The sequence below is a fragment of the Mycobacterium sp. NGS49 genome (genome assembly GCF_059812565.1).
The window spans coordinates 37,124-63,579 of the sequence record NZ_JCALCX010000024.1 but is presented as its reverse complement, the minus strand read 5'-3'; the positions used below and the strand labels follow the sequence as shown (position 1 = coordinate 63,579).

Annotated in this window: 25 protein-coding genes; 10 read left to right on the top strand and 15 right to left on the bottom strand. The window is 66.7% G+C overall.

Annotation, left to right across the window (positions count from 1 at the left end):
- Positions 1 to 23 precede the first annotated feature (23 nt).
- Positions 24 to 473, bottom strand: coding sequence for an Hsp20/alpha crystallin family protein (locus AC5Y7D_RS22660; protein ID WP_499927898.1), 450 nt, complete (start codon positions 471 to 473; stop codon positions 24 to 26).
- A 215-nt stretch (positions 474 to 688) separates the two neighbouring features.
- On the opposite strand from AC5Y7D_RS22660, the gene nirB reads away from it, so the two are divergent.
- Both nirB and nirD read left to right on the top strand, forming a co-directional pair.
- On the top strand, positions 689 to 3,250 hold the full coding sequence (nirB, locus tag AC5Y7D_RS22655) for a nitrite reductase large subunit NirB (RefSeq protein ID WP_499927896.1): 2,562 nt from the start codon (positions 689 to 691) through the stop codon (positions 3,248 to 3,250).
- A gap of 14 nt (positions 3,251 to 3,264) precedes the next feature.
- Complete coding sequence (gene nirD / locus AC5Y7D_RS22650) at positions 3,265 to 3,633, top strand: nitrite reductase small subunit NirD (RefSeq protein ID WP_499927894.1); 369 nt, start codon at positions 3,265 to 3,267, stop codon at positions 3,631 to 3,633.
- On the opposite strand, the gene AC5Y7D_RS22645 is transcribed toward nirD, so the two are convergent.
- From AC5Y7D_RS22645 to AC5Y7D_RS22630, 4 genes are read right to left on the bottom strand one after another with little or no spacing between them, the layout of a single operon-like run.
- Positions 3,630 to 4,079: a TetR/AcrR family transcriptional regulator gene (locus AC5Y7D_RS22645; RefSeq protein ID WP_055580704.1), complete on the bottom strand. Its 450-nt coding sequence runs from the start codon at positions 4,077 to 4,079 to the stop codon at positions 3,630 to 3,632. The genes nirD and AC5Y7D_RS22645 overlap by 4 nt on opposite strands.
- A gap of 31 nt (positions 4,080 to 4,110) precedes the next feature.
- On the bottom strand, positions 4,111 to 4,845 hold the full coding sequence (locus tag AC5Y7D_RS22640; protein ID WP_499927892.1) for a sirohydrochlorin chelatase: 735 nt from the start codon (positions 4,843 to 4,845) through the stop codon (positions 4,111 to 4,113).
- Positions 4,842 to 5,987, bottom strand: a complete 1,146-nt coding sequence (locus AC5Y7D_RS22635) for a uroporphyrinogen-III synthase (RefSeq protein WP_499927890.1) — start codon at positions 5,985 to 5,987, stop codon at positions 4,842 to 4,844. Before AC5Y7D_RS22635 ends, AC5Y7D_RS22640 begins: the two co-directional genes overlap by 4 nt.
- 34 nt (positions 5,988 to 6,021) lie before the next feature.
- Entirely contained in the window at positions 6,022 to 7,419 is a 1,398-nt protein-coding gene (locus AC5Y7D_RS22630) for an MFS transporter (protein ID WP_499927888.1), read from the bottom strand.
- A 348-nt stretch (positions 7,420 to 7,767) separates the two neighbouring features.
- On the opposite strand from AC5Y7D_RS22630, the gene AC5Y7D_RS22625 reads away from it, so the two are divergent.
- Complete coding sequence (locus AC5Y7D_RS22625; protein ID WP_499927887.1) at positions 7,768 to 8,430, top strand: PE family protein; 663 nt, start codon at positions 7,768 to 7,770, stop codon at positions 8,428 to 8,430.
- Positions 8,431 to 8,556: 126 nt separating this feature from the next.
- On the opposite strand, the gene AC5Y7D_RS22620 is transcribed toward AC5Y7D_RS22625, so the two are convergent.
- The 6 genes from AC5Y7D_RS22620 to ligD all read right to left on the bottom strand — a co-directional run bounded on the left by AC5Y7D_RS22620 (position 8,557) and on the right by ligD (position 14,566).
- Positions 8,557 to 9,960 (bottom strand): nitrate/nitrite transporter, encoded by a 1,404-nt coding sequence (locus AC5Y7D_RS22620; protein ID WP_499927885.1) that lies wholly within the window; start codon positions 9,958 to 9,960, stop codon positions 8,557 to 8,559.
- A gap of 122 nt (positions 9,961 to 10,082) precedes the next feature.
- Positions 10,083 to 10,616, bottom strand: a complete 534-nt coding sequence (locus AC5Y7D_RS22615; RefSeq protein ID WP_499927883.1) for a GNAT family N-acetyltransferase — start codon at positions 10,614 to 10,616, stop codon at positions 10,083 to 10,085.
- A gap of 34 nt (positions 10,617 to 10,650) precedes the next feature.
- Positions 10,651 to 11,526, bottom strand: a complete 876-nt coding sequence (locus AC5Y7D_RS22610; RefSeq protein WP_499927881.1) for a 5-oxoprolinase/urea amidolyase family protein — start codon at positions 11,524 to 11,526, stop codon at positions 10,651 to 10,653.
- 15 nt (positions 11,527 to 11,541) lie between these two features.
- Complete coding sequence (locus tag AC5Y7D_RS22605; RefSeq protein ID WP_499927879.1) at positions 11,542 to 12,213, bottom strand: 5-oxoprolinase subunit B family protein; 672 nt, start codon at positions 12,211 to 12,213, stop codon at positions 11,542 to 11,544.
- Positions 12,214 to 12,299: 86 nt separating this feature from the next.
- Complete coding sequence (locus AC5Y7D_RS22600) at positions 12,300 to 13,280, bottom strand: ABC transporter substrate-binding protein (protein WP_499927877.1); 981 nt, start codon at positions 13,278 to 13,280, stop codon at positions 12,300 to 12,302.
- A gap of 32 nt (positions 13,281 to 13,312) precedes the next feature.
- The gene (gene ligD / locus AC5Y7D_RS22595; RefSeq protein WP_499927875.1) at positions 13,313 to 14,566 is read right to left on the bottom strand and encodes a non-homologous end-joining DNA ligase; all 1,254 of its coding nucleotides are present in this window, start codon (positions 14,564 to 14,566) and stop codon (positions 13,313 to 13,315) included.
- Between the two features lie 69 nt (positions 14,567 to 14,635).
- Here ligD and fadD2 point away from each other — a divergent pair, with 69 nt between their 5' ends.
- Positions 14,636 to 16,387, top strand: coding sequence for a long-chain-fatty-acid--CoA ligase FadD2 (gene fadD2, locus AC5Y7D_RS22590; RefSeq protein WP_499927874.1), 1,752 nt, complete (start codon positions 14,636 to 14,638; stop codon positions 16,385 to 16,387).
- Positions 16,388 to 16,472: 85 nt separating this feature from the next.
- Here fadD2 and AC5Y7D_RS22585 read toward each other — a convergent pair whose 3' ends face one another.
- Entirely contained in the window at positions 16,473 to 18,653 is a 2,181-nt protein-coding gene (locus AC5Y7D_RS22585) for an acyl-CoA dehydrogenase family protein (protein WP_499927872.1), read from the bottom strand.
- Between the two features lie 150 nt (positions 18,654 to 18,803).
- Between AC5Y7D_RS22585 and AC5Y7D_RS22580 the strand changes: the two genes are divergently transcribed.
- Complete coding sequence (locus tag AC5Y7D_RS22580; RefSeq protein WP_499927870.1) at positions 18,804 to 18,959, top strand: hypothetical protein; 156 nt, start codon at positions 18,804 to 18,806, stop codon at positions 18,957 to 18,959.
- Between the two features lie 39 nt (positions 18,960 to 18,998).
- Here the strand turns inward: AC5Y7D_RS22580 and AC5Y7D_RS22575 are convergent, their stop codons facing one another.
- Together AC5Y7D_RS22575 and AC5Y7D_RS22570 are read right to left on the bottom strand one after the other, a co-directional pair.
- Entirely contained in the window at positions 18,999 to 20,114 is a 1,116-nt protein-coding gene (locus AC5Y7D_RS22575; protein WP_499927868.1) for an alpha/beta hydrolase, read from the bottom strand.
- A complete protein-coding gene (locus AC5Y7D_RS22570; RefSeq protein WP_499927866.1) occupies positions 20,111 to 20,752 on the bottom strand; it encodes a TetR/AcrR family transcriptional regulator in 642 nt (213 codons plus the stop codon). Before AC5Y7D_RS22570 ends, AC5Y7D_RS22575 begins: the two co-directional genes overlap by 4 nt.
- 72 nt (positions 20,753 to 20,824) lie before the next feature.
- On the opposite strand from AC5Y7D_RS22570, the gene AC5Y7D_RS22565 reads away from it, so the two are divergent.
- Together AC5Y7D_RS22565 and AC5Y7D_RS22560 are read left to right on the top strand one after the other, a co-directional pair.
- A complete protein-coding gene (locus AC5Y7D_RS22565) occupies positions 20,825 to 21,406 on the top strand; it encodes a VOC family protein (RefSeq protein ID WP_499927864.1) in 582 nt (193 codons plus the stop codon).
- A gap of 8 nt (positions 21,407 to 21,414) precedes the next feature.
- Complete coding sequence (locus AC5Y7D_RS22560) at positions 21,415 to 21,960, top strand: hypothetical protein (protein ID WP_499927862.1); 546 nt, start codon at positions 21,415 to 21,417, stop codon at positions 21,958 to 21,960.
- Here the strand turns inward: AC5Y7D_RS22560 and AC5Y7D_RS22555 are convergent.
- Positions 21,887 to 22,591 carry a TetR/AcrR family transcriptional regulator gene (locus AC5Y7D_RS22555; RefSeq protein ID WP_499927861.1) on the bottom strand — a complete coding sequence of 235 codons (705 nt, stop codon included), beginning with the start codon at positions 22,589 to 22,591 and terminating at the stop codon, positions 21,887 to 21,889. The two genes, AC5Y7D_RS22560 and AC5Y7D_RS22555, sit on opposite strands and share 74 nt — an antisense overlap.
- A gap of 86 nt (positions 22,592 to 22,677) precedes the next feature.
- On the opposite strand from AC5Y7D_RS22555, the gene AC5Y7D_RS22550 reads away from it, so the two are divergent.
- The 3 genes from AC5Y7D_RS22550 (at position 22,678) to AC5Y7D_RS22540 (ending at position 26,191) form a co-directional block, all read left to right on the top strand.
- The gene (locus AC5Y7D_RS22550) at positions 22,678 to 23,583 is read left to right on the top strand and encodes an oxygenase MpaB family protein (RefSeq protein WP_499927859.1); all 906 of its coding nucleotides are present in this window, start codon (positions 22,678 to 22,680) and stop codon (positions 23,581 to 23,583) included.
- Between the two features lie 86 nt (positions 23,584 to 23,669).
- Entirely contained in the window at positions 23,670 to 25,271 is a 1,602-nt protein-coding gene (locus tag AC5Y7D_RS22545) for a PPE family protein (protein ID WP_499927857.1), read from the top strand.
- A gap of 23 nt (positions 25,272 to 25,294) precedes the next feature.
- On the top strand, positions 25,295 to 26,191 hold the full coding sequence (locus tag AC5Y7D_RS22540) for a class I SAM-dependent methyltransferase (RefSeq protein WP_499927855.1): 897 nt from the start codon (positions 25,295 to 25,297) through the stop codon (positions 26,189 to 26,191).
- Positions 26,192 to 26,456 lie beyond the last annotated feature (265 nt).

Sequence of the window (26,456 nt, the reverse complement as noted above, 5' to 3'; positions counted from 1 at the left end):
CGCATCGGCGCGTTCTCGTTGTTCTACTTGGTGATTGCGATGCGCTGCGGCTGCGCTCCGGCGTAGGCGCCGCTGACCCGCACGGTCAGCACACCCGCGTCGTACGACGCGGAGATGGCTTCGCCGGTAACATGCGCCGGCAGTTGAAACGACCGGCGGAACGACCCGTAGCGGATCTCCCGCAGGGTGCGCCCGTTCTCCTCTTCGGCGTGTTCGTCGCGGTGTTCGCCGTGGATGACCAGTCGGCCCTTGTCGACCTCGACGCTGACGTCCTTCTCGACGTCAATACCCGGTAGCTCCACCCGGACTACCGCGTCGTCGCCGTCCTTGACAATCTCGGCTGCGGGGTTGAAACCACTGGTCGCAGGCCTCGACGGGCCTCCGGCCCAGTCGGCCGATGCCGGACCGAAAAAGTCCCGCAGCCACCGGTCGGTGTCCCACGCCGGACGCGACCACAAGGCAAGGTTGCTCATGGGTGACTCCTTACTCTTCGTTGTGAGTTAGCTGTGTCCGACGCTGTGGTGGTCGGCTACCCGGTAGAACATGAGTCGCCCACGCTAAAGTTCCACCTGCGTGTTCGCCGTGAGAGAACACCGTCACACAGGCGATTGCCAGCTGTGAGCCGGGCGTGATGCATGCTTCACAATTCGGGTCGTTTGCGGCAACATCGGCTTCGTAGTCTCGTGACATGCCCTCTGCCGGAAGTACTCCCGCGCGCGCTGAGGTCCGGCGCGTCGTCGTGGTCGGCCATGGCATGGTGGGGCACCGGTTCGTCGAGGCGCTGCGCGCCCGCGACAGCTCCGGCGTCTGGCGTATCACCGTGCTGGCTGAGGAGGCCGATGCCGCCTACGACCGCGTCGGCCTGACCTCTTACACCGAGAGCTGGGACCGCAGCCTGCTGGCGCTGCCGGGTAACGATTACGCCGGCGACCCGCGGGTGCAGTTGCTGCTGAGCACCCGCGTCACCGAAATCGACCGCGCAACAAAGACAGTGCTCACCGCCGCCGGTGAGCGCCACGGTTACGACGCGCTGGTACTGGCCACCGGGTCTTATGCCTTCGTTCCGCCGGTCACCGGCCATGACCTGTCGTCATGCCACGTCTACCGGACCCTGGACGACCTCGACGCCATCCGGGCCGGCGCCGGGCTTGCGGTCGCACGCGGTCGTGGCGAGGCCGGCGTGGTGATCGGCGGCGGCCTGCTGGGCCTGGAGGCCGCCAACGCGTTGCGCCAGTTCGGACTACCGACCCACGTCGTCGAGATGATGCCGCGACTGATGGCTGCGCAGATAGACGAGGCGGGTGGTGCGCTGCTGGCCCGCATGATCGGCGACCTCGGTATTGACATCCACGTCGGGACCGGCACCGAATCGATTGTGTCCGTTGCCAACCCGGACGGTTCAGAGTCGCTGAAGGTCACCCTCTCCGACGGCCACACGATCGATGCCGGCCTGGTGGTCTTCGCCGCCGGCATCCGGCCGCGCGACGAGCTGGCCCGGGTGGCCGGGCTGGACATCGCGCCGCGTGGTGGTGTCCTCACCGACTTAGCCTGCCGCACAAGCGATTCTGATATTTTCGCGATCGGCGAGGTCGCTGCGATCGAAGGGCGGTGTTACGGTCTCGTCGGACCGGGTTACACCAGCGCCGAAGTGGTGGCCGACCGTCTGGTCGACGGCGTGGCGGAGTTCCCCGTAGCCGATCTCTCCACCAAGCTCAAGTTGCTCGGCGTGGACGTCGCCAGCTTCGGCGACGCGATGGGCAACACCGAGAACTGCCTCGAGGTGGCCATCAACGATGCCGTCAACCGGACCTATGCGAAGTTGGTGCTCTCCGACGACGCCAAGACGCTGCTCGGCGGTGTCCTGGTGGGAGACGCCTCGGCCTACGGCGTGTTGCGGCCGATGGTCGGTGCTGAATTGCCTGGCGATCCGCTGGCGCTCATCGCACCGGCCGGATCGTCCGGCGGCACCGGCGCCCTGGGCATCGGGGCGCTGCCGGACTCGGCCCAGATCTGCTCCTGCAACAACGTCACCAAAGGCGACCTGAAGTGTGCGATCAGCGATGGCTGCGCCGATGTTGCGGCCCTCAAGGCGTGCACCGCGGCCGGTACGTCGTGTGGATCGTGCGTCCCGCTGCTCAAGCAGCTGCTGGAAGCGGAGGGTGTCGAACAGTCCAAGGCGTTGTGTGAGCACTTCAGCCAGTCGCGCGCGGAGCTTTTCCAGCTCATCTCGGCCACCGAGATCCGTACCTTTTCCGGCCTGCTGGAACGCTTCGGCCGTGGAAAAGGTTGTGACATCTGCAAACCCGTCGTCGCGTCCATCCTGGCGTCCACCGGGTCCGACCACATCCTGGAAGGCGAGCAGGCCTCGCTGCAGGATTCCAACGACCACTTCCTGGCGAACATCCAACGCAACGGCAGCTACTCGGTGGTGCCGCGGGTGCCCGGCGGCGACATCAAGCCCGAGCACCTCATCCTCATCGGCCAGATAGCTCAGGATTTCGGGCTCTACACCAAGATCACCGGCGGGCAGCGGATCGACATGTTCGGAGCCCGGGTCGACCAGTTGCCGGCCATCTGGAAGCGGCTGGTGGACGCGGGGATGGAGTCGGGCCATGCCTACGGCAAGGCGCTGCGCACCGTGAAGAGTTGCGTGGGCAGTGACTGGTGCCGCTACGGGCAGCAGGATTCGGTCCAGCTGGCCATCGACCTGGAACTGCGCTACCGCGGGCTGCGGGCACCGCACAAGATCAAGCTGGGTGTCTCGGGCTGCGCGCGGGAGTGCGCCGAGGCGCGCGGCAAGGATGTCGGGGTCATCGCGACCGAGCAGGGTTGGAACCTCTACGTCGGCGGCAACGGCGGCATGACTCCCAAGCACGCCCAGTTGTTGGCCGGCGATCTGGACACCGACACACTGGTCCGCTACATCGACCGGTTCTTGATGTACTACATCCGCACCGCGGATCGGTTGCAGCGCACCGCGCCGTGGGTCGAAGCGCTTGGACTGGACCACGTACGCGCAGTCGTGTGCGAGGACTCGCTGGGCCTGGCCGAGGAATTCGAGGCCGCCATCGAGCGCCACGTGGCGAACTACCAGTGCGAATGGAAGGGCGTACTGGAGGATCCGGACAAGCTGTCGCGGTTCGTCTCCTTCGTCAACGCCCCCGACGCGGTCGACCCCACGGTGACGTTCACCGAAAGTTCCGGGCGGAAAGTCCCTGTGCCCATTGGTATCCCACGAGTTCGTTCATAGGGAGGGAATGAATCATGACACTCGTCAACGACATCCAGGTGTGGACCACCGCCTGCGCGTTCGACCAGCTGATTCCGGGCCGGGGCGTGGGCGTGCTGCTCGACGACGGCTCCCAGGCGGCGCTGTTCCGGCTCGACGACGGATCGGTTTGTGCGATCGGCAACATCGACCCGTTCTCGGGTGCCGCGGTGCTGTCCCGCGGGATCGTCGGCGACCGCGCCGGCCGCCGCGTTGTCCAATCGCCGATCCACAAGCAAGCTTTCGCGCTCGATGACGGCTCCTGCCTGGACGACCCGCAGGTCTGCGTTCCCACCTACCCGGCGCGGGTTACCGCCGATGGCCGCATCGAGGTCGGGCGGTTCGCCGCCCGGATGGCGGCCTAGTCAATTTTGCCGACGAGATAGCGCTGCATCGTCGGACCGATGGCGTCCACCAGCTGCTCGACTGTCATCGAATGCAGCGGTTCGGAGCGCACACCGTAGCGCATGATGCCCAGCCCGACGAGTTGGGAGGCGCACAACGACGCCCGGACGGCGATCTTGTCGGCGCCCAGCATCTTGAGCAGCGGATTGAACACCGGCCCGATCAGCATGGACTGAACGATTTCTGCGGTTTTGGACAGACCGGTGGAAGCGATCGCACTCGCGGCAAAAGGTCCGCCGCCGGCGGCATCCCACGTGGTGATCAGCATGTAGAGCGTGCGCCGTCCTACCTGGTTCACGCTACCGGTGAAGATACGGTCGATGAACTCCGGTGTCCGGAAAGGCAAACGGAGCATCTTCGCCACATCGTCGAGGAGTCCGCGCGAGGGCTCTTCGTTACGGGCCATGAAGCCAGGATTACCCGGATGTCACCAAAGATCAAGCCACGCCGGTGTCGGCGTGCCGTTGTCGGCAAACCCCTTTGATCGTTGCACCGCAGGTGACGGCGGCATCGCGGAACCGCTCGGCCACCAGCCGCGCCAGACCGGGATGGGTGCCCAGCGGCCGCGTCACGAGGTCGGCACCGCAGCGTTCCAGGCGCTCCTGGAACAGGCCGTCCGCCAGCAGGTAGGAGGCCACCACGACGCGGCGCGCACCCCGGCGACGGGCGTCGGCCACGGCGTCGCGAACGGTCGGGCTGCCGGTGGCGGCGAAACCGAGTTGCACCGCGGAACCGGTCAGCGCCGACAGCAGCTTCCGGGCGTGGTTCAAATCGTTGCGGGCCCGGCGATCTGAGGTGCCGGCCGCGGCCAGTATCACCGAATCGCCGGGATGCCAGCCGGTTTCCAGCAGGTTCTGGTAGATGATTCGGGCGATTTCGGGCCCCGGTCCCAGGGCCGGGGTGACGATGACGTTTGGATGGCCGCTGGCCTCGACGTGTGCGGGCAGATCGGCCCGGACGTGATAACCGCGCGAGAGGAACGCCGGCACCACGATCGCGGGTTCCCGCCCGGACAGGTTCGACAGCACCTCGCCGGGCGTGGGTCCCAGCACGTCGACGAACGCCACCAGAACGGTGCGGCCGAGCAGTTCACCCGCCCGGCAAGCGAGGTCGCCGATCATCTCGACGCCGGCCGGCCGGCGGGTGCCATGGGCGGTCAGGACCAGACTCATGCGGCGTCGTGCTCGCCGTCCAGAGCCAGGCGGTAACCACGCTTGACCACGGTTGCCACGATGTTCTTGTCGCCCAGTGCCGTTCGCAGACGAAGCACGGCGGTGTCCACCGCATGGGTGTCACCACCATTGCCGGGCAGCAGGCGCAGCAACTCCGCGCGTCCGACCACATCACCGGGTCGGTGCGCGAGTGCTCGCAGGATCGCCATGCCGGAGCCCGACACCGTCTTGACCGACCCGTCGACCAGAACGCAGGTTCCCCTGATGTCGACGAGGTGCCCCGCGGCGTACACGCTGCACGAACCCAACAACGGCAACTCCTCGGCGATATGGCGAGCCAACGCCCCCAACCGCATTCGCTCCGGAGACGAGGTGGGGACACCTTGGCGGATCAGTGGTCGCGATGTCACCGGGCCCACGCACATCGCGTGCACGCTGCTGCGGAAGGCCGCCAGCACCGGGTCCTCGATGCCCAGGTCGCGGCTGCGCTCCAGTACCGCCACCGCAGCGGGGGCGGAAGTGAAGGTCACGGCGTCGAACTGCCGTCGGGCGATGCCGGTGACCAGCTGGTCGAACTCGCCATCCAATGGCACTGGCTTCCAACGGTATACCCGCAGTGGAATAACCTGGGCCCCCGCAGCGCGCAGACCGCCGAGGAACTCCGGGAAGGGATCCCAGCCGTCGGCCGCACCGTGCAGCTGAACGGCGATGCGCTTACCGGCGACGCCGGCCTCGAGCAGGTATTCCAAGACCTCGTGCGAAGATTCGGATTCCGGGGACCACTCCTCGCGCAGACCGGCGGCACGCAAGGCCCCGGTGGCCTTCGGACCGCGCGAAATAACCCGTGCCGACGACAAGGATTCGATCAGTTCAGTCGCCAGGCCCCACCCTTCGGCCGCGGCCACCCAGCCGCGGAAGCCGATACCTGTGTGGGCCACCAGAATATCCGGAGGAGTGGCGATCAGTGCTTCGGTGTTGCTGTGCAGTTCGTCGTCATCGGGCAGTGCGATCATGCTGATCGCGGGAGCGGCAAAGACCTCCGCCCCATGACGATTCAGCAGTGCACACAGCTCCTCGGCGCGACGGGAGGAGGTGACTGCGATTCGGTAGCCAGTGAGTGGCGCAGACGTTGACTGGGCCATATGTCTGTTGTATGCCAGGCACATTTCCGAAGCGTTACCTAACAATTGCTGCAGCATTGCCCTCGCCTGCGTTCTTTATCACAGGCGTGCCGGGGCGCCGCACGTACATCACCCAGGTGAGCCACGCGGCAACGACATACGAAGCGAGGAAGATCCAGTATGCCGAGGTTTCGGTGCCGCTGTGCAGATAGGACTCGCGCAGGGCCAGGTTGATCCCGACCCCACCCAATGCACCTGCCGCCGCGCAGAATCCGATCAGCGAACCTGACATGGCGAGCGCCCAGTGGCGCCGCTCGGCTTCGCTGCCGACCATCGAGCGGCTGCGTGCCTCGAAGACGGACGGGATCAGCTTGAACACCGACCCATTGCCCATGCCGGCGAGGATGAACAGAACCATGAAGCAGAACACGTAGCCGATCAGTGTGAGGTGGCCGGTGTCCGGTGCGATGTCGTCGTGGGTACTGATGGCGACGAGCAGTCCGGCGGCCAGAACCATGCCGCCGAGCACGCCGAGGGTGACCCGGCTTCCGCCGACGCGGTCGGACAGGCGCCCGCCGTATATCCGGGCCAGCGAGCCCAACAGTGGTCCGACGAACGCGATCTGTGCGGCATGCAGCGCGGCGTGCCTGACCGTTTCACCGTGCTCCTGGAAGTTCACCTGTAGCACTTGGCCGAACGCGAAGGCGAACCCGATCCAGGAGCCGAAGGTGCAGATGTAAAGCAGTGAGATCACCCACGTGTGCCGGACCGACAAGACCGAGCGCAGGGTGTTCGGCGCGATGCCGTGCTCGAGATTGTCCATGAACAGGGCCGAGGCGATACCGCCAATCGCCAGCAGCACAAGGTAAACCGCACACACCCAGTAAGGCGCCTGGTGGCCGGCGGTAGCCAGCGCCAGCAGTCCGGCGAGTTGGATCACTGCCACACCGAGGTTCCCCACGCCGGCGTTGACCGCCAGCGCCGCACCCTTGAGCCGGTCCGGGTAGAAGGCGTTGACGTTGGCCAGCGATGCCGCATAGTTGGCACCGCCCAGCCCGGTCAGGCCCGCGCACAACACATACGGCCATAGCGGCAGGCCCGGGTTGGCCAGCAGCACGATCGTCAGCGCGGTGGGGATCAACAGCACCAAAGCCGAGAGTGTCGTCCAGGTGCGCCCGCCGAACTTGGCGATCGCCAACGTGTAGGGGATGCGTGCGCCGCCGCCGATGAGGGTGGCGACGGCGCCCAGCAGCAGCTTGTCGCCGGCCGAGAAGCCGTACACCGAGGCGGGCATGAACAGGGTCATCACCGACCACAGGGACCAGATCGAGAATGCCACATGATCGCCGGCCACCGTGCAGAGCAAATTGCGCCGGGCGATCTTGTCGTTTCCGGTGCGCCATGCCTCGGTGTCTTCGGGATTCCAGTCCGTGATGCGATGGTTGCGGCCCATAAGGTGGTTCACCTTTCCGGGCACCTCGACGGCACCACGAAGTGAAGAGGCTTGCGCCAAGGTCGATTTCGATGCTCACATCAGGCGCGGAAGGCAGTCAACCCAGAACCGCCGCCTGCGACTGACAGTTGCCTCCCGGTTCTCTGGCAGCTCACTGGGACATCGAATCGCGACCGATCCGAGTGTGATGCGTGACAGGTAGATGCTCCCCCCAACGGGGGGAGAAGATTTCATCGGCCGAATCCTCCGGCTGTCCGAGAGACCTGCTTCGGGCAGCGGACGAATGTTGGCAACTAGCCGAAACATCGGCTGCCAACGGAGTCATCCTAACTTCGAGGACAGATCGCGATGTCGTACCTTCTCGTTGCCCCGGAAGCGCTTTCGTCGGCCGCAACCGATATCGCTGATATCGGATCGACACTGCGCTGGGCGAATGCGGCGTCAGCCGCCCCGACGACATCGCTGGTGGCCGCGGCCGCCGACGAGGTGTCGATGGCGCTGGCGTCGCTGTTCTCCGGGCATGGTCGGACGTATCAGAGCGTTTCCGCACAGCTGAAGGCATTTCACGAGCGATTCGTGCAGTCCCTGACCGCGAACTCGAACGCATATGCGGCAGCGGAGGCCGCTAACGTCTCGCCGCTGCAGCAACTCCTCAACGTCGTCAACGCTCCCACCGAGGCGCTGGTGGGTCGCCCGCTGATCGGTAACGGCGCTGACGCGGCTCCGGGCTCCGGCGCGGTCGGCGGTGCCGGTGGAATCTTGTTGGGCAACGGCGGCAGCGGCGGGGCAGCGACGTCGGTCGGCATGGCCGGGGTCAACGGCGGCAGCGGCGGTAACGGCGGCAACGCCGACATCACTGCGAGCAAAGGCTTTACCCACACCCCCGTCGCGGGCGGTGGAGGTGACGGCGGCGCCGGCGGTGCCGGTGGCGCGGGTGTGAACGGCCAGGGGGCAGCGCCGGCGGTGCCGGCGGCGGATTGCTGGGTCGGCCCGGCGCGGCGGCGCGGGTAGCGGCGGCACTGCCGGACTGGGTCTCGGAGCGACTTCCCACAACGGCACCGCCGGTCTCAACGGCGTGAGCACCCCGGACTTCGACGGGGCCGACGGCGCCAGCGGCGCTGTCGGAAACGGCGGCGGTTAGCCGTAAGCCAGACGTGCGGCGCCCGCGGTGTGGCCGGACTCCGCAAGCGGCCTGCGCACGTAGATCAGCCACGTGAGGGCCGCGGCCACGAGGTAGAAACCCACGAAGACCCAGAAGGCCGAGGTAGCGGTACCACTACTGGAATACGACTGGCGCAGAGCGAGGTTGACGCCGACTCCGCCGAGGGCGCCGATTGCACCGGCGAAGCCGATCAATGCACCCGCCATGGACCGTGACCACTGCCGGCGTTCGCCCTCGCTCAATGGAAGTGAGTGGCTGCGCGCTTCGAAGACCGACGGGATCATCTTGTACACCGAGCCGTTGCCGATTCCGGACAAGATGAACAGCGCCACGAAGCCGACGATGTAGCCGATCATCGTCGAGGGCGGTACGGGACCGCTGCGATGATCCCCGAAAGTGCTGACGCTGACCAGGATTCCGGCCGCCAGGATCATCGCGAAGAAGGCGCCCAAGGTCACCCGCCCGCCGCCGATGCGGTCGGCCAGCCGGCCACCGTATACCCGCGACAGCGAGCCCAATAATGGTCCCAGAAAAGCGATCTGGGCCGCGTGCAGGGCAGCCTGGGCGGTACTTTGACCGCCGGCGACGAAGTTGATCTGAAGCACCTGACCGAACGCGAAGGAAAAGCCGATGAACGAGCCGAAGGTGCCGATGTAGAGCGTCGAGATCACCCAGGTGTGCGGTTCGGCCAGCACCCTGCGCATGGTGTTCATCTCGATGCGGTACTGCTTGAGGTTGTCCATGTACAACGCCGCGCCGATGCCGGCGACGGCCAGCAGTACCAGATACACCGCGCAGACCCAGTAGGGCCGTCGGTCGCCGAGGGTCGCGATCACCAGCAGGCCCACCAGTTGAATCATCGGTACCCCGAGGTTGCCGCCGCCGGCGTTGAGTGCCAGCGCCCAGCCCTTGAGCCGTTGCGGATAAAACGCGTTGATGTTCGTCATCGAGGAGGCGAAGTTGCCGCCACCCAGTCCGGCCAGCGCTGCGCACACCAGATACGGCCAAAGGGGCAAACCCGGGTTGGCCAGCAGGGCGATGGTCCCGACGGTGGGAATCAGCAGCACCGCCGCGGAGAAGACGGTCCAGTTGCGCCCGCCGAACTTTGCTGTGGCAAAGGTGTATGGGAACCGCAGGCAACCGCCGACCAGCGTCGCCGTGGCGCCCAGCAGAAACTTGTCTCCGGCCGAGAATCCGTACACCGACGCGGGCATGAACAGCACCATTACCGACCAGATCGACCAGATGGAGAAGCCGACGTGTTCGGCGGCTACCGACCAGATCAGGTTGCGCCGGGCGATGTCCTTGTTGCCGGCCTCCCACGCGACCACGTCCTCGGGGTCCCACTCGGAGATAACGTGCGAACGGCGGGCGAACATGAAGACTCCTAACGTCATCGACCTTGCCGACGACGCTAGAAATCCTTTGTTGCCCGCGGGCTTCGGTCAGCGACCCGGGTGTGTGAATTTCCGATCACCCTCCGGCGCCGGGGCTGTGAGGCTTACCAGACGTCTCCGTCGCGCCAGTCACACATCAGCTCCGCGGAGGTGTCGAGCGTCACGCTCACCGGAAGGACGAAAATCGAACCGTCGTCATCGGGGGTGCGGGCCGGGCCGGTGGGAGTCAGCACCGACGTCGGGCCCAGCCAGGGCAGCCAGCCGCGGGCCGCGTACAACCCGCGGGCCTGCACCGAGGAGCTGAGTGCACCGAGTTGATAGGCGCCGCGCATCACCTGTTCGGCACCGTCCAGCAGTGCGCGGACCAGTCCCTGCCCCCGCCAATCTTCGCGTACCGCAACACCTTCGACGTAGCCGCAGCGCAGCGCGCTGCCCCGGTAGATCAGCCGGCGTTGCACCACTGCGGCGTGCGCGATGATGGCGCCGTGGTGCCAGATCAGCGCGTGCATCCCGCCCAGGGTGTGATCCCAGTCGCTGTCGGTGAAGTCGCCGGCGAATGCGGCGGTGACCATTTGGTAGATGCTCTGGCGCGTGTGGCTGTCCAGATCGGCGGTGTGAACCAGTCGTGCGGTGTGCACGACCCTTGTTCTACCAGGCCCAGCCGGTGCGGGCCTATCTGGCCGCGCGCGGTCGCGCCCAGTGCAATCGCACATGTTGACCGGGCCGCACCTGAGCGAGCTTGTCGATGTCCTCGTCGATCACCACGCCGATCACCGGATAGCCGCCGGTAACCGGGTGATCGGGTCCGAGGACCACCGGTAATCCGTTGGGCGGCACCTGGATCGCGCCGCGGGTCACACCCTCGCTGGGCAGCTGCCGGCTCGGGTTGCGGTGCTGCAAGGGAGTCCCGACCAGGCGCATCCCCACCCGGTCGCTGCGGTCGGAGGCCACCCAGTCGGTGTGGACCAGCTGGTCGGGGTCGACGAACCAGTCGTCGCGCGGTCCGGGGATCGCCAGCAGCTCAACCACGTCCGCGGTGATGGCCGCCACCGGAGCCTGGTCGAGTTCAGGGTAGTCGTCGGTGTGTTCGCCGACCGGCAGCACGTCGCCGGCCTGCAGCGGCAACGGTCCGATCGCCGCCATCACGTCATAGCTGCGCGAGCCCAGCACGGGCGTGACGCCGATGCCGCCACGCACCGCCAGGTACGTCCGCAGGCCGGCCCGCGGTGTCCCGAGCGAAATCACCTGTCCGTCGCGGACATGATGAATGCTGTTGGTACCAAACATGATTCCATTGACAGTCGGGTCGGTGTCGGCTCCGGTCACCGCGATATCGAGGTCCCCCCCGCGGACCCGGGCGGTCAAACCGCCGAAGGTCACTTCCACGGTGGCGCGGTCGCTGGGGTTGGCGAGCAGGCGGTTGGCCAGGGCGTGCGAGCGGCGGTCGGCGGCGCCGGACGGTCCGACCCCGAGGTGTGCCAGTCCGGCGCGCCCGAGGTCCTGAACCACCGCCAGCGGACCGGTGCGCAGGATTTCCAGAGTCGTCACGGCAGGACCTCCGGCCTATCGAGCCCGGAACCGGACCCACCCGCCCTGCGTGAGCAGCGCCGGGTCGGGTCGATCGATGTCCCACAACACCGCGTTGGTGTGGCCGATAATCTGCCACCCGCCGGGAGACTGCCGCGGATAGACCGCGCTGAATTGACCGGCCAGGCCTACCGCGCCGGCCGGCACCGACGTTCGCGGTTCGGACCGCCGGGGTACGTGCAGCCGGTCGTCGCCGCCGATCAGGTAGGCGAACCCGGGTGAGAATCCGCCGAACGCCACCCGCCACCGGGTGCCGGTGTGCGCGTCGATCACCTGCGCGGGACTCAGGCCGGTGTGGCCGGCCACCTGGTCGAGATCGGGACCGTCATAGACGACGTCGATCACGATGTCGTTGTCCGGGTCGCCGTGGTCGTCGTCACGCGTCCCCGCAGCTGCCACCTGCAAACGTCTGATGCGCTGGCGGGTGACGCCCTGGAAGCGCGGTGACTCCAGTTTCACCAGCACCGTGACGGAGGCGGGGACGATGTCCACCACCCCGGGCAACCGCGCCGCCCGCAGGGCCTCGGTCCACGCCAGGACGTCGGCGGTGTCGTCACACTCGAGCATCAATGCCTGGTCGCCGTAGTCGAGCACAGTGGTGGCCAAGTCGGTGCCCCCCGGGAAATCGGTGATCTCCGGCACACTCATGATTCGACGGTAGCTCCGCACTCGAGCCTGACGCGAGGGAATTTCGAGCACTGCCAGAGGTGCCTTAGCAAACGCTCAGAGCCCCGTCAGCCCAGGATCTTGGCCAGTTGCGGGGGCAGCTGATCGGCGACCACCGGGTAGCTCAGTGGCGACGCGAAAGCGATCGCCCCGGCCAGGTCCTTGGTGGTGAAAATGTGGCGCTTCTGCGCGGTCGCCAGGGATGCCGCCACCTCGGGGTCGGCGAGTAGCGCCTGTTCCTCTTCGGGGCTCTCCGTCGACCAGATCACCACGTCGGCGGAATCCAGCACGTCTTTGATGTGGTCGCGGGGGATCACCGCGCGATGATCGCTGACGTAGGGCTTGATGGAGTCGGCCACGACCAAGCCCATCTGATTCAGAAAATCGGTGCGCCAGCCCGCCGCGGTCGCCACGATGGTTCCCTGCCACATCCGGCCCTGCATCAGCAACGCCTTGCGCCCCTTCCAGGACGGGTTCTGCTGCGCGACCTCGGTGAACCTGCTTTCGACGGCGGCGATCAACGACTTCATCTGGTCGGCCTGGAACACCGCCCGCCCGATCGTCGTGGCCTGGTCTTTCCATGGCTCGAAGAAGGCGTCGTCCCCCGATTGCGCGATCGTCGGTGCGATCGCGGACAGCTTCTGGTAGGTGTCGGCGTCCAAGCCGGCGTTGGTCGCCACGATCAGGTCGGGCTTGAGACCGGCGATCTGATCGACCTGTATCCCGTTGTCCAGGCTGAGCACAACTGGTTGTGCCGCACCGAGTTTCGGCTGCGCCCACGGCCATACCGCGAATGGTTGATCGCCGAACCAGTTGGTGACTGCGATCGGCACGACTCCCACCGCCAACAGGTCGTCCTGCTCGGTGTAGCCGGCGCTCACCACACGCTTGGGCGGCTCCTTGACGACGGTCTGACCGAAAAGGTGGGTGACCGTCACCGAGCCACCCCCCGGCGAACCGGGCGACCGGTTGGGTTCAGAGCACGCCGCGAGTAGCCCGGCGACCCCAACGACCTGCAGGAATCCCCGCCGAGTCCATGCCTGTTGCACAGCGTGAGGGTATCGCGTGTCTTCACGGGCCGTCAGCTACGTGGCCGGGGCTTCGGCTTGTAACCGACCCAAGGGGAGTAATCGGCGATCAGTTCGTCCTGCGGTGGTCGCTGGTCGGCGGGGACATGCTGCAGGTTGATCCGGATCCGGTACCAGATCGAGCTGGGCCCGCGCATCCCGTCGACCAGCACGTCGACCGGCTCCAGCAATGCGGCCGCTGCCGGATGACGGGCCCGCCAGGTGTCCAGCGCCGCCATCGCCTCGTCCCTGGTCTTGGTTCGGGCGATCTCGATCAAGGGCATCTCGGATTGACGACGGCCTGGCGTTGCGCCGCTCTTCTTGGCGCCGCCCGGCGCCTTCTCCGGGGGGCCCAGTTCTTCGGCCAGCTCCAGCAGTTCGTCGAGGCGCCCGGCCGCTGAGCCGATCATCGAGTCCATGCCGGCCCACGGGTCGCCCAGGTGCGCGAACCGGTCCGGCACGGTGGTGATGGTGAACTCCTCCGGGCGGCACCCGGGCACCTCGTCCCAGTGCAGCGGGGTGGACACCCGGGCGTCCGGGGTGGCGCGCACCGAGTACGCGGACGCGACCGTGCGGTCCTTGGCGTTCTGGTTGAAGTCGACGAACACGCCCTCGCGCTCTTCCTTCCACCAGCGGCTGGTGGCCAGATCGGGCGCCCGCCGCTCGACCTCCCGGGCAACGGTCTGGGCGGCCAGCCGCACCGTGGCGTACGGCCAGTGCGGAGCGATGCGGGCATAGACGTGGAAGCCGCGCGACCCCGACGTCTTGGGCCAGGAAGTCAGGCCGTAATCCTCGAGCACCTCGCGGGCCACCAACGCCACCTCGATGATCCGCTGCCAGTCGACGCCGGGCATCGGGTCCAGATCGACCCGCAACTCGTCGGGATGCTCGAGGTCGCCGGCGCGCACCGGATGTGGATTCAGGTCGACACAACCCATGTTGACAACCCAGGCCAATCCCGCGGCGTCGCGGATGACGGCCTCGTCGGCCGAGGTGCCCGAGGCGTATCGCAACGTGGCGACGTCTACCCAGTCGGGCCGGTTGGCGGGTGCGCGCTTCTGGAAAACCGCCTCTTCGGTGATGCCCTTGACGAAGCGCTTGAGGATCATCGGCCGGTCGGCCACCCCGCGCAGGGCACCGTCGGCCACGCTCAGGTAGTAGCGGATCAGGTCGAGCTTGGTGATGCCCCGATCAGGAAAAACGACCTTGTCCGGATGCGTGACGGTGACCTCGCGGCCGGCCACTTCCAGCGACACGGGTTTGGTCATGGAACCCGATGGTAATTCGGGGGAAACCTATCGATCGCTTTGCGACCTCCGTCACATATGGTGAGGAACATGCCTAACCTCAGCGACCTGCCCGGGCAGATCCCTGCCAAGATTCAGCAGTACGTCGAACGCGGCGCCGCGGAACTGCACTACGTGCGCAAGATCTTCGAAGCGGGCGCGTTCAAGCTGGAATCCCCCCTCAAGACCGCGGCGATGGCAGCCGATATCGCCAAGTGGGGCGAGTTCGGCATGCTGCCGTCGCTCAACGCGCGGCGCCATCCGGACGCGCGGGCCGTGATCGACGAAGAGGGCGAGCTCACCTATAAGGAACTCGACGAAGCCGCCCATGCGGTGGCCAACGGCCTGATCGAGAAGGGGATCAAGGGTGGCGACGGCGTCGCCATTCTGGCCCGCAACACCCGGTGGTTCGTCATCGCCAACTACGGCGCGGCCCGAGCCGGCGCCCGCATCATCCTGCTCAACAGCGAGTTCTCCGGTCCGCAGGTCAAAGAGGTGTCCGAGCGTGAAGGCGCCAAACTCATCATCTACGACGACGAGTACACCAAGGTGGTCAGCAAGGCCGAGCCGGAGCTGGGCAAGTTGCGGGCGCTGGGCACCAACCCGGACAGCGACGAGGACTCGGGCAGCCAGGACGAGACGCTGGCCGACCTGATCGAGCGCAGCAGCAAAGAGCCCGCGCCTAAGGCCAGCAAGCACGCGTCGATCATCATCCTGACCAGCGGCACCACCGGGACACCGAAGGGGGCCAACCGCAGCACCCCGCCGACGCTGGCTCCGGTCGGCGGCATCCTGTCGCATGTGCCGTTCAAGGCCAACGAGATCACCTCGCTGCCCGCGCCCATGTTCCACGCGCTGGGTTACCTGCACGCCACGATCGCGATGTTCCTGGGCTCGACGCTGGTGCTGCGCCGCAAGTTCAAGCCGCCACTGGTGCTCGAAGACCTCGAAAAGCACAAGGCGACCGCCATGGTGGTGGTGCCGGTGATGCTGTCGCGTCTGCTCGACGCGATCGAGAAGATGGACAAGAAGCCGGATCTGTCGGCTTTGAAGATCATCTTCGTGTCCGGGTCACAGCTGGGCGCCGAACTGGCGACCCGGGCGCTGAAGGACTTCGGCCCGGTGATCTACAACATGTACGGCTCGACCGAGATAGCCTTCGCGACGATCGCCGGACCCAAGGACCTGGAGAAGAACGCGGCGACGGTCGGCCCGGTGGTCAAGGGCGTCAAGGTCAAGATCCTCGACGACAATGGCAAGGAGAAGCCGCAGGGCGAGGTGGGGCGGATCTTCGTCGGCAACGCCTTCCCGTTCGAGGGGTACACCGGCGGCGGACACAAGCAGATCATCGACGGTCTGATGTCCTCGGGTGACGTCGGCTACTTCGACGAGGACGGCCTGCTGTATGTCAGCGGCCGCGACGACGAGATGATCGTGTCCGGCGGCGAGAACGTGTTCCCGGCCGAGGTCGAGGACTGTCTCAGCGGGCATCCGGACGTGGTGGAGGCTACCGCGATCGGCGTCGAGGACAAGGACTGGGGTCACCGGCTGCGCGCGTTCGTGGTCAAGAAGGATGGGTCCGACGTCGATGAGGAGACACTCAAGAAGCACGTGAAAGAGGAGTTGGCCAGGTACAAGGTGCCGCGCGAGGTCATCTTCCTCGACGAGCTGCCGCGCAACCCCACCGGCAAGATCCTCAAGCGCGAGCTGCGCGAGCTGGACATCGACTCCGAGGCTGACAAAGAGCAGGCCAAGGACAAAGCCAAGGACCTGGCTCAGGACGCCGAGAAGAAGGGCGACTGACTCCGGCGGGCAGACGCAAAATCGCACTCTTCGTGCCGAATTCGTGCGATTTTGCGTCTGCTCGCGCCACTGGGCGCGCCCCGGCTTACGGGTCGCGGGGTAGCCCCAGCAGGCGTTCGGCGATGATGTTGAGCTGTACCTCCGAGGTGCCGCCGTAAATCGTGGTGGCCCGGCTGGACAGCAGGTACTCATTCCACTTGCCCTGCACGGTGTCGGGATCGCCGATCACGGCGTCCGTGCCGAACGACGACACCGCAAACTCGGCGTAGCCCTGGCCGGTGCGCATGGACAGCAGCTTGGAGATCGCGGCCGACGGCATCGCGTCGCCGCCGGCCAGCGTCAGCAGCGTGGAGCGCAGGTTGAGCACCTTGGCGGCGTGCCCCTCGGCGATCAACTGGCCGGCCCGGTGCCTGGCCACCTGATCGAAATGGCCGTCGCGCACGAACTCGACGAACTGTGGCAGGCTGGCCAGGAAGTTGAGGTCGCTACCGCCGATCGAAACTCGTTCGGCGGTAAGGGTATTGCGACTGACCTCCCAGCCGCGATTCACCTCGCCCAGCACGTACTCGTCCGGCACGAACACGTCGTCGATGTAGACGGTGTTGAAGAACTCCTGCCCGGTGAGCTCCCGCAGTGGCTTGACCGTCACGCCCTCGCTCTTCATATCGAGCAGGAAGTAGGTGATGCCATTGTGCTTCGGAGCGTCGGGATCCGTTCTCGCCAGCAGCGCACCCCAGTGCGAGAACTGGGCGGCGGTGGTCCAGATCTTCTGGCCGGTGATGCGCCAGCCGCCGTCGACCCTGGTGGCCTTGGTGGACAGGCCGGCCAGGTCGGATCCTGCACCGGGCTCGGAAAACAGTTGGCACCAGATCATTTCGCCGCGGAATGTCGGCGGCAGAAAGCGTTGCTGCTGCTCGTCGGTGCCGAACGCGACGATGGACGGAATGATCCACGCCGCGATGCCGACCTGCGGCCGCTTGACCCGGCCGGCGGCGAACTCCTGCGCGATGATGACTTGCTCGATGGGGCTAGATGCCCGGCCCCACGGCTTGGGCAGGTGCGGCAGCACCCAGCCGCCCTCGGCGAGCGCGACGGTCCGGGCCGCGCGATCCATCGCCTTGAAAGCGCTTACCTCGCCACGGATCTCGGCCCGCAGCTGTTCGGTCTCGGGGTCCAGGTCAATGTCCACCGCACGCATCCCGGTGGTGGTAGCGGTGTCCACCACCCGCTGCGGGTATTCCGAGCTGCGGCCGAAGGAGGCGGCCAGCAGCAGCGCGCGGCGGTAGTACACGTTGGTGTCGTGCTCCCAGGTGAAGCCGATGCCCCCGTGCACCTGGATGCAGTCCTGCGTGCACCGCTGAGCCGCGGCGGGCGCCAGCGTCGCCGCCACCGCCGCGGCGAACTCGAAGTGGGAGTCCTCGCCCGTCTCGTCCAACGCGCGCGCCGCGTCCCATACCGCGGCGGTGGCGCGCTCGGTGTCGGCGATCATCTCGGCGCACTTGTGCTTGATGGCCTGGAACTGGCCGATCGGGCGGCCGAACTGTTCGCGGATCTTGGCATAGGCCGACGCGGTATCGGTCGCCCAGCGCGCCACGCCGACCGCCTCGGCCGACAGCAGCGTGATCATCAGCGCGTGGGCCTTCGTCATGCTCAGGTTGTCCAGCACCACGTCGTCCCCCACCTCGACGGCGTTGGCGCGTACGTGGGCGACCGGTCGCAGCGGATCCAGGCTGGTGACCGGCTCGATCTCCAGCTGTTCGGCGCGCAGCACCACCCACTCCTCGCCGCTGTCGATGGCCACGGGCAGCACCAGGATGGAGGCTTGCGCGGCGGCGGGCACCGCACGCACTTCGCCGCGGATTACCAGCACGTCGCCTTGCCGGGTGGCGGTCATGCCCGAGTCCAGCGCATAGGCGGCGATGGACGATCCGGATGCCAGCTCGGCGAGCACCTTGGCGTCCGGATCGTGGGCGGCGATCAACGCGCTCGCGATCGCCGACGGGACGAACGGCCCGGGCACCGCGCCGTGACCGAACTCGGCCAGCACGATCGCCAACTCGAGGATGCCGAACCCCTGGCCACCGATGGACTCGGCGAGGTGCACGCCCGGCAGGCCTTGTTCGGAGGCCGCCTGCCAGTACGGTGGAGGATTCTCCACCGGGGTCTCCAGCGCGGCGTGCAGCACCTCCGACGGCGCTATCCGCGCCACCAGCGCCCGCACCGAATCGGCCAGGTCTTGATGTTCAGGGGTGATCGCGATCGGCATTGGTCGCCTTCCCATGGATTGGTGGGTTCACTTCTGCCCAGCATCTTCCAACCTAACAACTGGCTGGTTGAGGGTACTCACCGTGTTCTATTGAAAATGATTGTCATGTTTATTACGCTCCACCTGTCACTGAATTGAAGGGAGCGTTTCATGAATGAAAAGTCCGGAAAAGCTTTGTTGATGGCCCGGGTGTTGGGGCTGGTTGCGGCCGCGGTCGTGGGCTCCTCAGCGTTGTCGGGGTGTCAGTCTCTGTACCACCAGATCGAGCCTTTCGCCCCGGGTGATCACAGCGGTCACGATCACTGAATCGGGTGACGCTGACGGGCGCAAGCTCGGGTACTAACCTCACGACCACCGTCTGGTGATCCAGTCGGCGATGGTGTCGGCCTGCGCGTCGCGTGCGCCGGGCGTGGTGAAGTAGTGGTCGGCGTCGATGACCGCCTGGGTCTTGTCGGCGCCGGCCAGCGCGTCGTAGATGCGTTGGGCGTCCGACGGGAAGACGCCGGTGTCGGCTTCGGCGTTGATCACCAGCGCAGGGCAGGTGATGCGGTTCAGGTGCGGCTCGGCCCGGGTCTGCGCCGCCCGCAGGCTCCACATGCCCAGCCAGTTGCGCAACGTGCAGGCCGACGCGATGCCGTGTGCGGATCGGTTCGCCTTCACCGGAGTTCCGGCGTAACAGAGGTTGGCCCGGCGTTTTGTGGGCTCGATGGTGGGATCGACCATCCTCGGGTCGGCCCAGGTGCGCATCACCGTGAAGGGCCGATCGGAAAAGCCCGCGGCGCGAACGCGTTTCAACTCGGCTTGGGCCCAATCCGTGATGGCGTGGTTGCGCGCCAGCTGTGCCGCACGGTAACGCTGGACGAACTCCGGTGAGTACGGCGGGCCGTTGCGCTCGTCGAACAGATCCAACTCGGGATCGCTTGCCACGGGGTCTTTTTCGTCGATGACCGCCCCGTCCATCCAGGCGGTGAGTACGTCGGGTCGTCCGGGATGGGCGGCGGTCGCGACGTACCCGTCGGCGGCCGGCAACTCGGTCACGCCGTCGGCGGGCCGCATCCCGTCCAGTGGCGTCACGTTCGGCTCCACGGCTTGCGACTGGTAGGCCGACATCAACGATCCGCCACCGGAATTGCCCAGCAAGACAACCGTTTCCACGCCCGCCGCCTCGCGCAGCCAGCGCACCCCGACGCCGATGTCGACCAGCGCATGATCGAGCAGGAAGCTGCTCTCGAAGCCGCGAAAACGGGTGTTCCAGCCCAGAAATCCGATGCCGCGGGCGGCGACGTACTCGGCGATGTAGTGCTCGGAGAAGTCGATCTGGTAGTGCGTGGCGATCATCGCGATCTTCGGTCGGTGGCCCGCTGCGTGGTGATACAGGCCCTGGCAGGGGTGTCCACCGGCGCCTGCGCGGTCGGCGGTGCGCGAGGGCAGTCCGATGAATTCGCGGATGACTTCGGTCAAGAGCGGCGCTCCTCGCAGTAGATGGCCCGGTAGTAGATGTTGGCCAAGGTCCGGATACAGGCCTCGTCGTCAGGTTGGCCGGGCCGGGTGAGCTGGATGTAGCAGAACTGGTTGAACATCGCGACTATCGCCTCGGCCAGCAGCTGCGGGTCGTCGTCGGGGCAATGGCCGTGCTGCTGAGCACGTCTGACCGAGTCGGCGATGAAAGCAGTCGGAATGGAACACATGTCGTCCCAGTGCTGGGCGAAGTCCGCGCTGACCATCGCCAATTGGGACACGCTGATCATCTCTGCGAGGCGGTGGCGGTAGGTGTGCCAGTGGGCGGCGGCGGCCTGGTGCGCGCGCTCGCGCTCGGACAGGCCGTGCTCGGTCACCGAGGCTGCGCGTCGGTTGGCCTCGTCACGGAAGCGCAGCGCCCACTGGCGCACCATGGCCTCTTTGGAGTCGTAGTAGTTGTAGAACGAGGCCGCCGAGCGGCCCGCTTCGGCGGCGATGTCGGCGATGGTCGTCGCAAGAATTCCCTTGCGCGCGACCACCGTTCGGGCGGCGGCGTCGATTGCCGCGTGGGTGCGCCGGCCGCGGTGGGTGGGGAACTGGGTGGCCGGTGGCGACTCGTCCGCTGCTGCCGTGTCTGACACGTGCACCTTCCCTGTCACCGACCTGAATCTGATGTTAGATTCAGATTTGGATCTTAGGTAGGAGTCGCGAACATGATCAAGCCGCACAACACCAACAACGAGTTCGAACTCGGCGGGATCAATCACGTCGCGCTGGTGTGCTCGGACATGGAACGCACCGTGGACTTCTACAGCAACGTCCTGGGCATGCCACTGATCAAGTCCCTTGACCTGCCAGGTGGCGCCGGTCAGCACTTCTTCTTCGATGCCGGCAACGGCGACTGCGTCGCGTTCTTCTGGTTCGCCGAGGCGGCCGACCGGGTGCCCGGCATCTCGTCGCCGGGCGCACTGCCGGGTCTCGGGGACATCACCAGCGCGGTAAGCACCATGAACCATCTGGCCTTCCATGTGCCTGCCGAGAAGTTCGACGAGTACCGGCAGCGGCTGAAGGACAAGGGCGTGCGGGTGGGCCCGGTGCTCAACCACGACGAGAGCCCCATGCAAGTCTCCGCGACCGTGCACCCCGGGGTGTACGTGCGCTCCTTCTACTTCCAGGACCCCGACGGGATCATGCTGGAATTCGCCTGCTGGGTAAGGGAATTCACTGAAGCCGATACTCCGGCCGTGCCCAGGACGGCCGCCGATCGCCGGCCCCCGGTTTCCGCGGCCGGTTAGTCTTAGTCGTGACCGAGACCATTCTCTCCGATGACCAGATTGCCGCGCTGAGCCCGCAACAGCGACGGGAGCTGATCACCCGACTGGAAAAGCCGCTCGAAGAACTGGAGGATGTCGAGGCCCTCGACCGGATGCGGCGGATCCGGCTCGGTCTGATCGTCGGCGGCCTGATCGCGATGATCCCGTGGATCGGCTACCTGGCGGTCACGCTGCCGCAGAAGTACGTCGCCCACAACTGGCCCGTCACCTGGATCGGCTTCGACGTCCTGCTGCTCGGGTTCATGGCTGCCACCGCGGTGCTGGGCTACCTGCGCCGGCAGTTGATCGTGCTCACCGCGTTCACCACCGGGGTGCTGCTGATCTGTGACGGCTGGTTCGACCTGATGACCGCGAAACCGGAAGACGCCGCCGTATCGGTGGTCACCGCCCTCTTGATCCAGGCGCCGATGGCTTTTCTGCTGATCTCCGGCGCGCTGCGGGTCATGCGGTTGACGTGGTTGCGGCTGTGGCTGCATCCCGAGATGCGGCTGTGGCAGGTGCCGCTGATGCCGTGACCGGCGGCCGGTAGAGGCTCGGCTCGGTCAACTCGACCAGCAGCGACGCCAGATGGTCGGCGAGTTCGTCGGGTGTCATCCTGACGTCGCCGTCCAGCCAGGCGCTCAGTGCCTGACCGACGCCGCCGACGGCGAAGTGTGCCGCTGCCTTCACATAGTCGTTCGCCGGGGCGCGCAGCGTGTCGATCACGTGCTGGCCGGACAGCAGCGCGAACAGCGCGCTGGACTCCGCCCGCTTGCGCACCACCACCGAATTGGCGAGCTTGGTGCTGAAGATCAGACGGCCGATGCGGGCGTCGTCGGCGACCGTGCGTACCAGCACGCCCATCCCTGCCCGCGCTTGCTCCAACGGCGACCCCGCCGTCGCCGCCGCCCGGATGGCGGTGGCGAGGTCGGCGATCACCCAGTCGTAGACGCGCCCGACGAACTCGTCCTTGTCGCTGAAGCTTTCGTAGAAATACCGGGCTGACAGGCCGGCGCGTTGACAGATGCTGCGCACCGTCAGTTCCGGCAGTTCGCCGTCGGCGGCGCCCAGTAGGTCCAGGCCTGCTTGCAGCAACTGCCCGCGGCGCGCGGCCAGCCGCTCGGACGCCTCGACGCCGCGGTAGGGCCGCGCGCTCGGGGACGTCATGAAACCCATCTTGACATCGGCGCCGACCGGCGGCCAATATCAGGAAACAAGCGTTGTCAAATTGGGCACGATGGCAGGAGCCGACGATGACGATCGAACAGACGGTGCACCGGCGCATTCCCCACGTCGAGCGCCCGATTTCGGACCCGCCGCGTCCGGGTGGCGGCGTGCGGCGGCGGATCGCCCGTGATTACGGGTTGATGGGTGTCGCGCTGCTGGCCGGCCCCGCCAACGTGATCATGGAGCTGGCGCGGCCCGGCGTCGGTCATGGTGTGGCGGAGAGCCGGGTGGAGAGCGGGCGCATCGACCGCCATCCGATCAAGCGGGCACGTACGACGTTCACCTATATCGCAGTGGCCAACGGCGGCAACGACACTCAGAAGGCGGCCTTTCGCCGCGCCGTGAACCGGGCCCACGCGCAGGTCTACTCGACGCCCGACAGCCCGGTGCCCTACAACGCGTTCGATCCCGAACTGCAGCTGTGGGTCGCCGCCTGCATCTACAAGGGCGGCATCGACGTCTATCGCACCTTCGTCGGCGAGATCCCCGAAGAGGAGGCCGATCGGCTCTACCGGGAGGGCATGTCGATCGGCACCACGCTGCAGGTGCCGCCGGAACTGTGGCCGGCGGATCGCGCGGCCTTCGACAGATACTGGCAGGAGTCCCTGGACAAGGTGCACATCGACGACGCCGTCCGGGAATTCCTCTATCCCATCGCGGTGTCGCGGATCCGGGGGGTACGGTTGCCGGCCTGGCTGCGCACCCGATCGGAGAGCTTCAATCTGCTGATCACCACCGGGTTTCTGCCGCAACGGTTTCGCGACGAGATGCGGTTGCCGTGGGACGAGGCCAGGCAGCGGCGGTTCGACCGGCTGACGGCGGTGATCGGAACGGTGAACGGTCTGCTGCCGAAGGTGATTCGGCAGTTCCCCTTCAACCTGATGCTGTGGGACCTCGATCGGAGGATCAGGACCGGCCGGCCGCTGGTATAGGGAGCCATTCCGTCGCTCGTATTGAAAACGATTGTCAAAATCAGTAGTCTCCAAAACCAGATCTCGGCGGTGGAGGGGCGTTCGGTATGGGCACGATGTGGATGGCGGCGCCACCTGAGGTGCACTCGACCATGCTCAGCAGCGGACCCGGCCCCGGTGCCCTGCTGTCGGCCGCCGCGGCGTGGTCGGCCCTGAGCACCGAGTACACCGAGGTGGCCGACCAACTGCTGGCACTGCTGGCGGCGGTTCAGGGCGGAGCCTGGGAAGGTCCGACCGCGGTGCAGTACGTGGGGGCGCATCAGCCGTATCTGGCGTGGCTGACGCAGGCCAGTACGCGCAGCGCGAACGCGGCCCTGCAGCACGAGACGGCCGCAGCCGCGTACACCGCCGCCCTGGCGGCGATGCCGACCATGGTCGAGCTGGCCGCCAACCACGCGATTCACGGGGTGCTGCTGGCCACCAACTTCTTCGGCATCAACACCATCCCGATCGCGCTCAACGAGGCCGACTACACGCGGATGTGGATTCAGGCGGCAACCACGATGGCGACGTACGAGGCGGTCTCGGGCGCGGCGGTGGCGTCGTCGCCGGAGACTGTGCCGGCCCCCGAGATCGTGGCCACCGAGGACGACCACGGCCACGAAGACGAGGAGCACGAGCACGAGGAAGGCGAGCACGACGAGCATGAAGGCCACGATCACGGAAATCCCACCGTGTTGGATTACTTCATTGCGGATGTGCTGCGCACGCTCACGAACAATCAGTTCGACTGGGACCCCCTCGAGGGCACCGTCAACGGAATCCCGGCACACGACTACACCGACGCCACGCAACCGATCTGGTGGGGTGTTCGTGCTGTCGAATTGAGCTCACAAGCTCAAAACTTTGTCGGTCAGCTGTCCACGGATCCGTACGGAGCGATCTGGTTCCTGATCGAGATCGCCTTGTTGGACTGGCCCACCCACATGCTGCAAATCGTGCAAGCGGTCACCTCTCCGCAGGTGATCGCCGCCGCGCTCGGTGCCGCCGTTTCCAACCTGGGGTCGGTTGCGGGCTTGGCGGGCTTGGCTGGCCTGGCAGGGACACCGCCGGTGGCCGTGCCCCCCTTGCTGCCGTCGCTTCCTGCTGTGCCGCTGCTGCCGGTAGTCGCCGTCGCCCCGAGTGTTGTCGCGTCAGCCGCGCCCGCGGCTCCCGCTCCGGCACCCACGCCCACGGCCAGCACCGTTGCCAGCGCCGCGCCGGCACCGGCGCCTCCTGCCGGCGGACCCGCCGCCGGTTTCGGTTACCCGTTCCTGGTCGGCGGTGGCCCGGGCATCGGCTTCGGTTCCGGCATGAGCGCCAGCGCCAGCGCCAGCAGGAAGGCGTCCGAACCCGACCTGGCGGCGGTGGCGGCCGCGGCTGCCGCCCGTGAGCAGGCCCGCGCGCGTCGGCGCCGGCGCACCGTGCTGCGCGACCACGGCGACGAGTTCGCGGACATGAATGTCGATGTCGACCCAGACTGGGCCGAACCCGAAGACCGCGAGCCGGTGGCTTCGCAGGCCGGCGCCGGACGATTCGGGTTCGCCGGCACCGTGCGTACCGAGACCGCTGCTGCCGCGGCGGGATTGAGCACGCTGGTGGAGGATGAATTCGGTGGCGGTCCGAAGGCGCCGATGCTGCCGAGCACCTGGGATCCCGGACGCAGTTGACCGCCCCGCGTAGGGTCGGTTGCGTGCGAAGCGAACGCGACAGCTGGGACATCACCACGAGCGTCGGATCGACGGCGCTGTTCGTCGCGACCGCGCGGGCGTTGGAGGCGAAAAAGCCCGACCCGCTCGTCGTCGACCCGTATGCGGAGCTGTTCTGCCGGGCCGTCGGCGGTTCCTGGGCAGACGTGCTTGACGGCATTGCGCCCGACCACGAGTTGCTCAGCGACGACTTCGGTCGGCATTTCGTCAACTTTCAGGCGGCTCGAACCAAGTATTTCGACGCCTACTTCCACCGTGCCGCGGCCGCCGGGGCGCGCCAGGTGGTGATCCTGGCGGCCGGGCTCGACTCGCGGGCCTACCGATTGCCCTGGCCGGACGGAACCACCGTTTACGAACTGGATCAGCCGCAAGTCCTGGAGTTCAAACGGGAGGTGCTGGCCGAGCATGGCGTGCAACCACGCGCCGAGCGCCGTGAGATTGCCGTCGACCTGCGTGACGACTGGTCGAAAGCACTGCAGGACAGTGGCTTTGATCCCGCCCTGTTCTCCGCCTGGATCGCCGAGGGTCTGCTGATCTATCTGCCGGCCACCGCGCAGGAGCAGTTGTTCACCGGCATCGACGCACTGGCCACCCTCGGCAGCCACGTTGCCGTCGAGGACGGCGCTCCGATGCCGCGGGATGAATTCGAGGCCAGGGTCGAAGAAGAGCGCGCCGCCGCCGAGGAACGTCCCTTCTTTCAGTTGGTCTACAACGAACGCTGTGCCCCGGCCGCAGAGTGGTTCGGTGAGCACGGGTGGACGGCGATCGGAACACCGCTGAACGACTACCTACAAGAGGTCGGCCGGCCGATTCCCGGACCGGACTCCGAGGCGGGGCCGATGTTCGCCCGTAACACCCTGGTCAGCGCCACCAAGCCGTAGCGGCTACGTAGGGAACTTTTGCCGGCGCGTGCACGACCACTTCAGTGTGCCCTCAGGCCGACGGCGGCGTGCACCATCGTGCCCCCCGCGATGTTCGCACCCCGGTGTTGTTAATGAAAATCATATTCAGTAAGCTTCGGTAGCCGGGCCCGCGTCATTCACGTTTCGGTAGATGTGCAGGTCAGAGGCTTTGGGACAGGAGTGGGAGTGGTGGATCACGCGGAATGGGCCGCCTCGACAGTTAGCTTAGGGAATGCTAACTTCG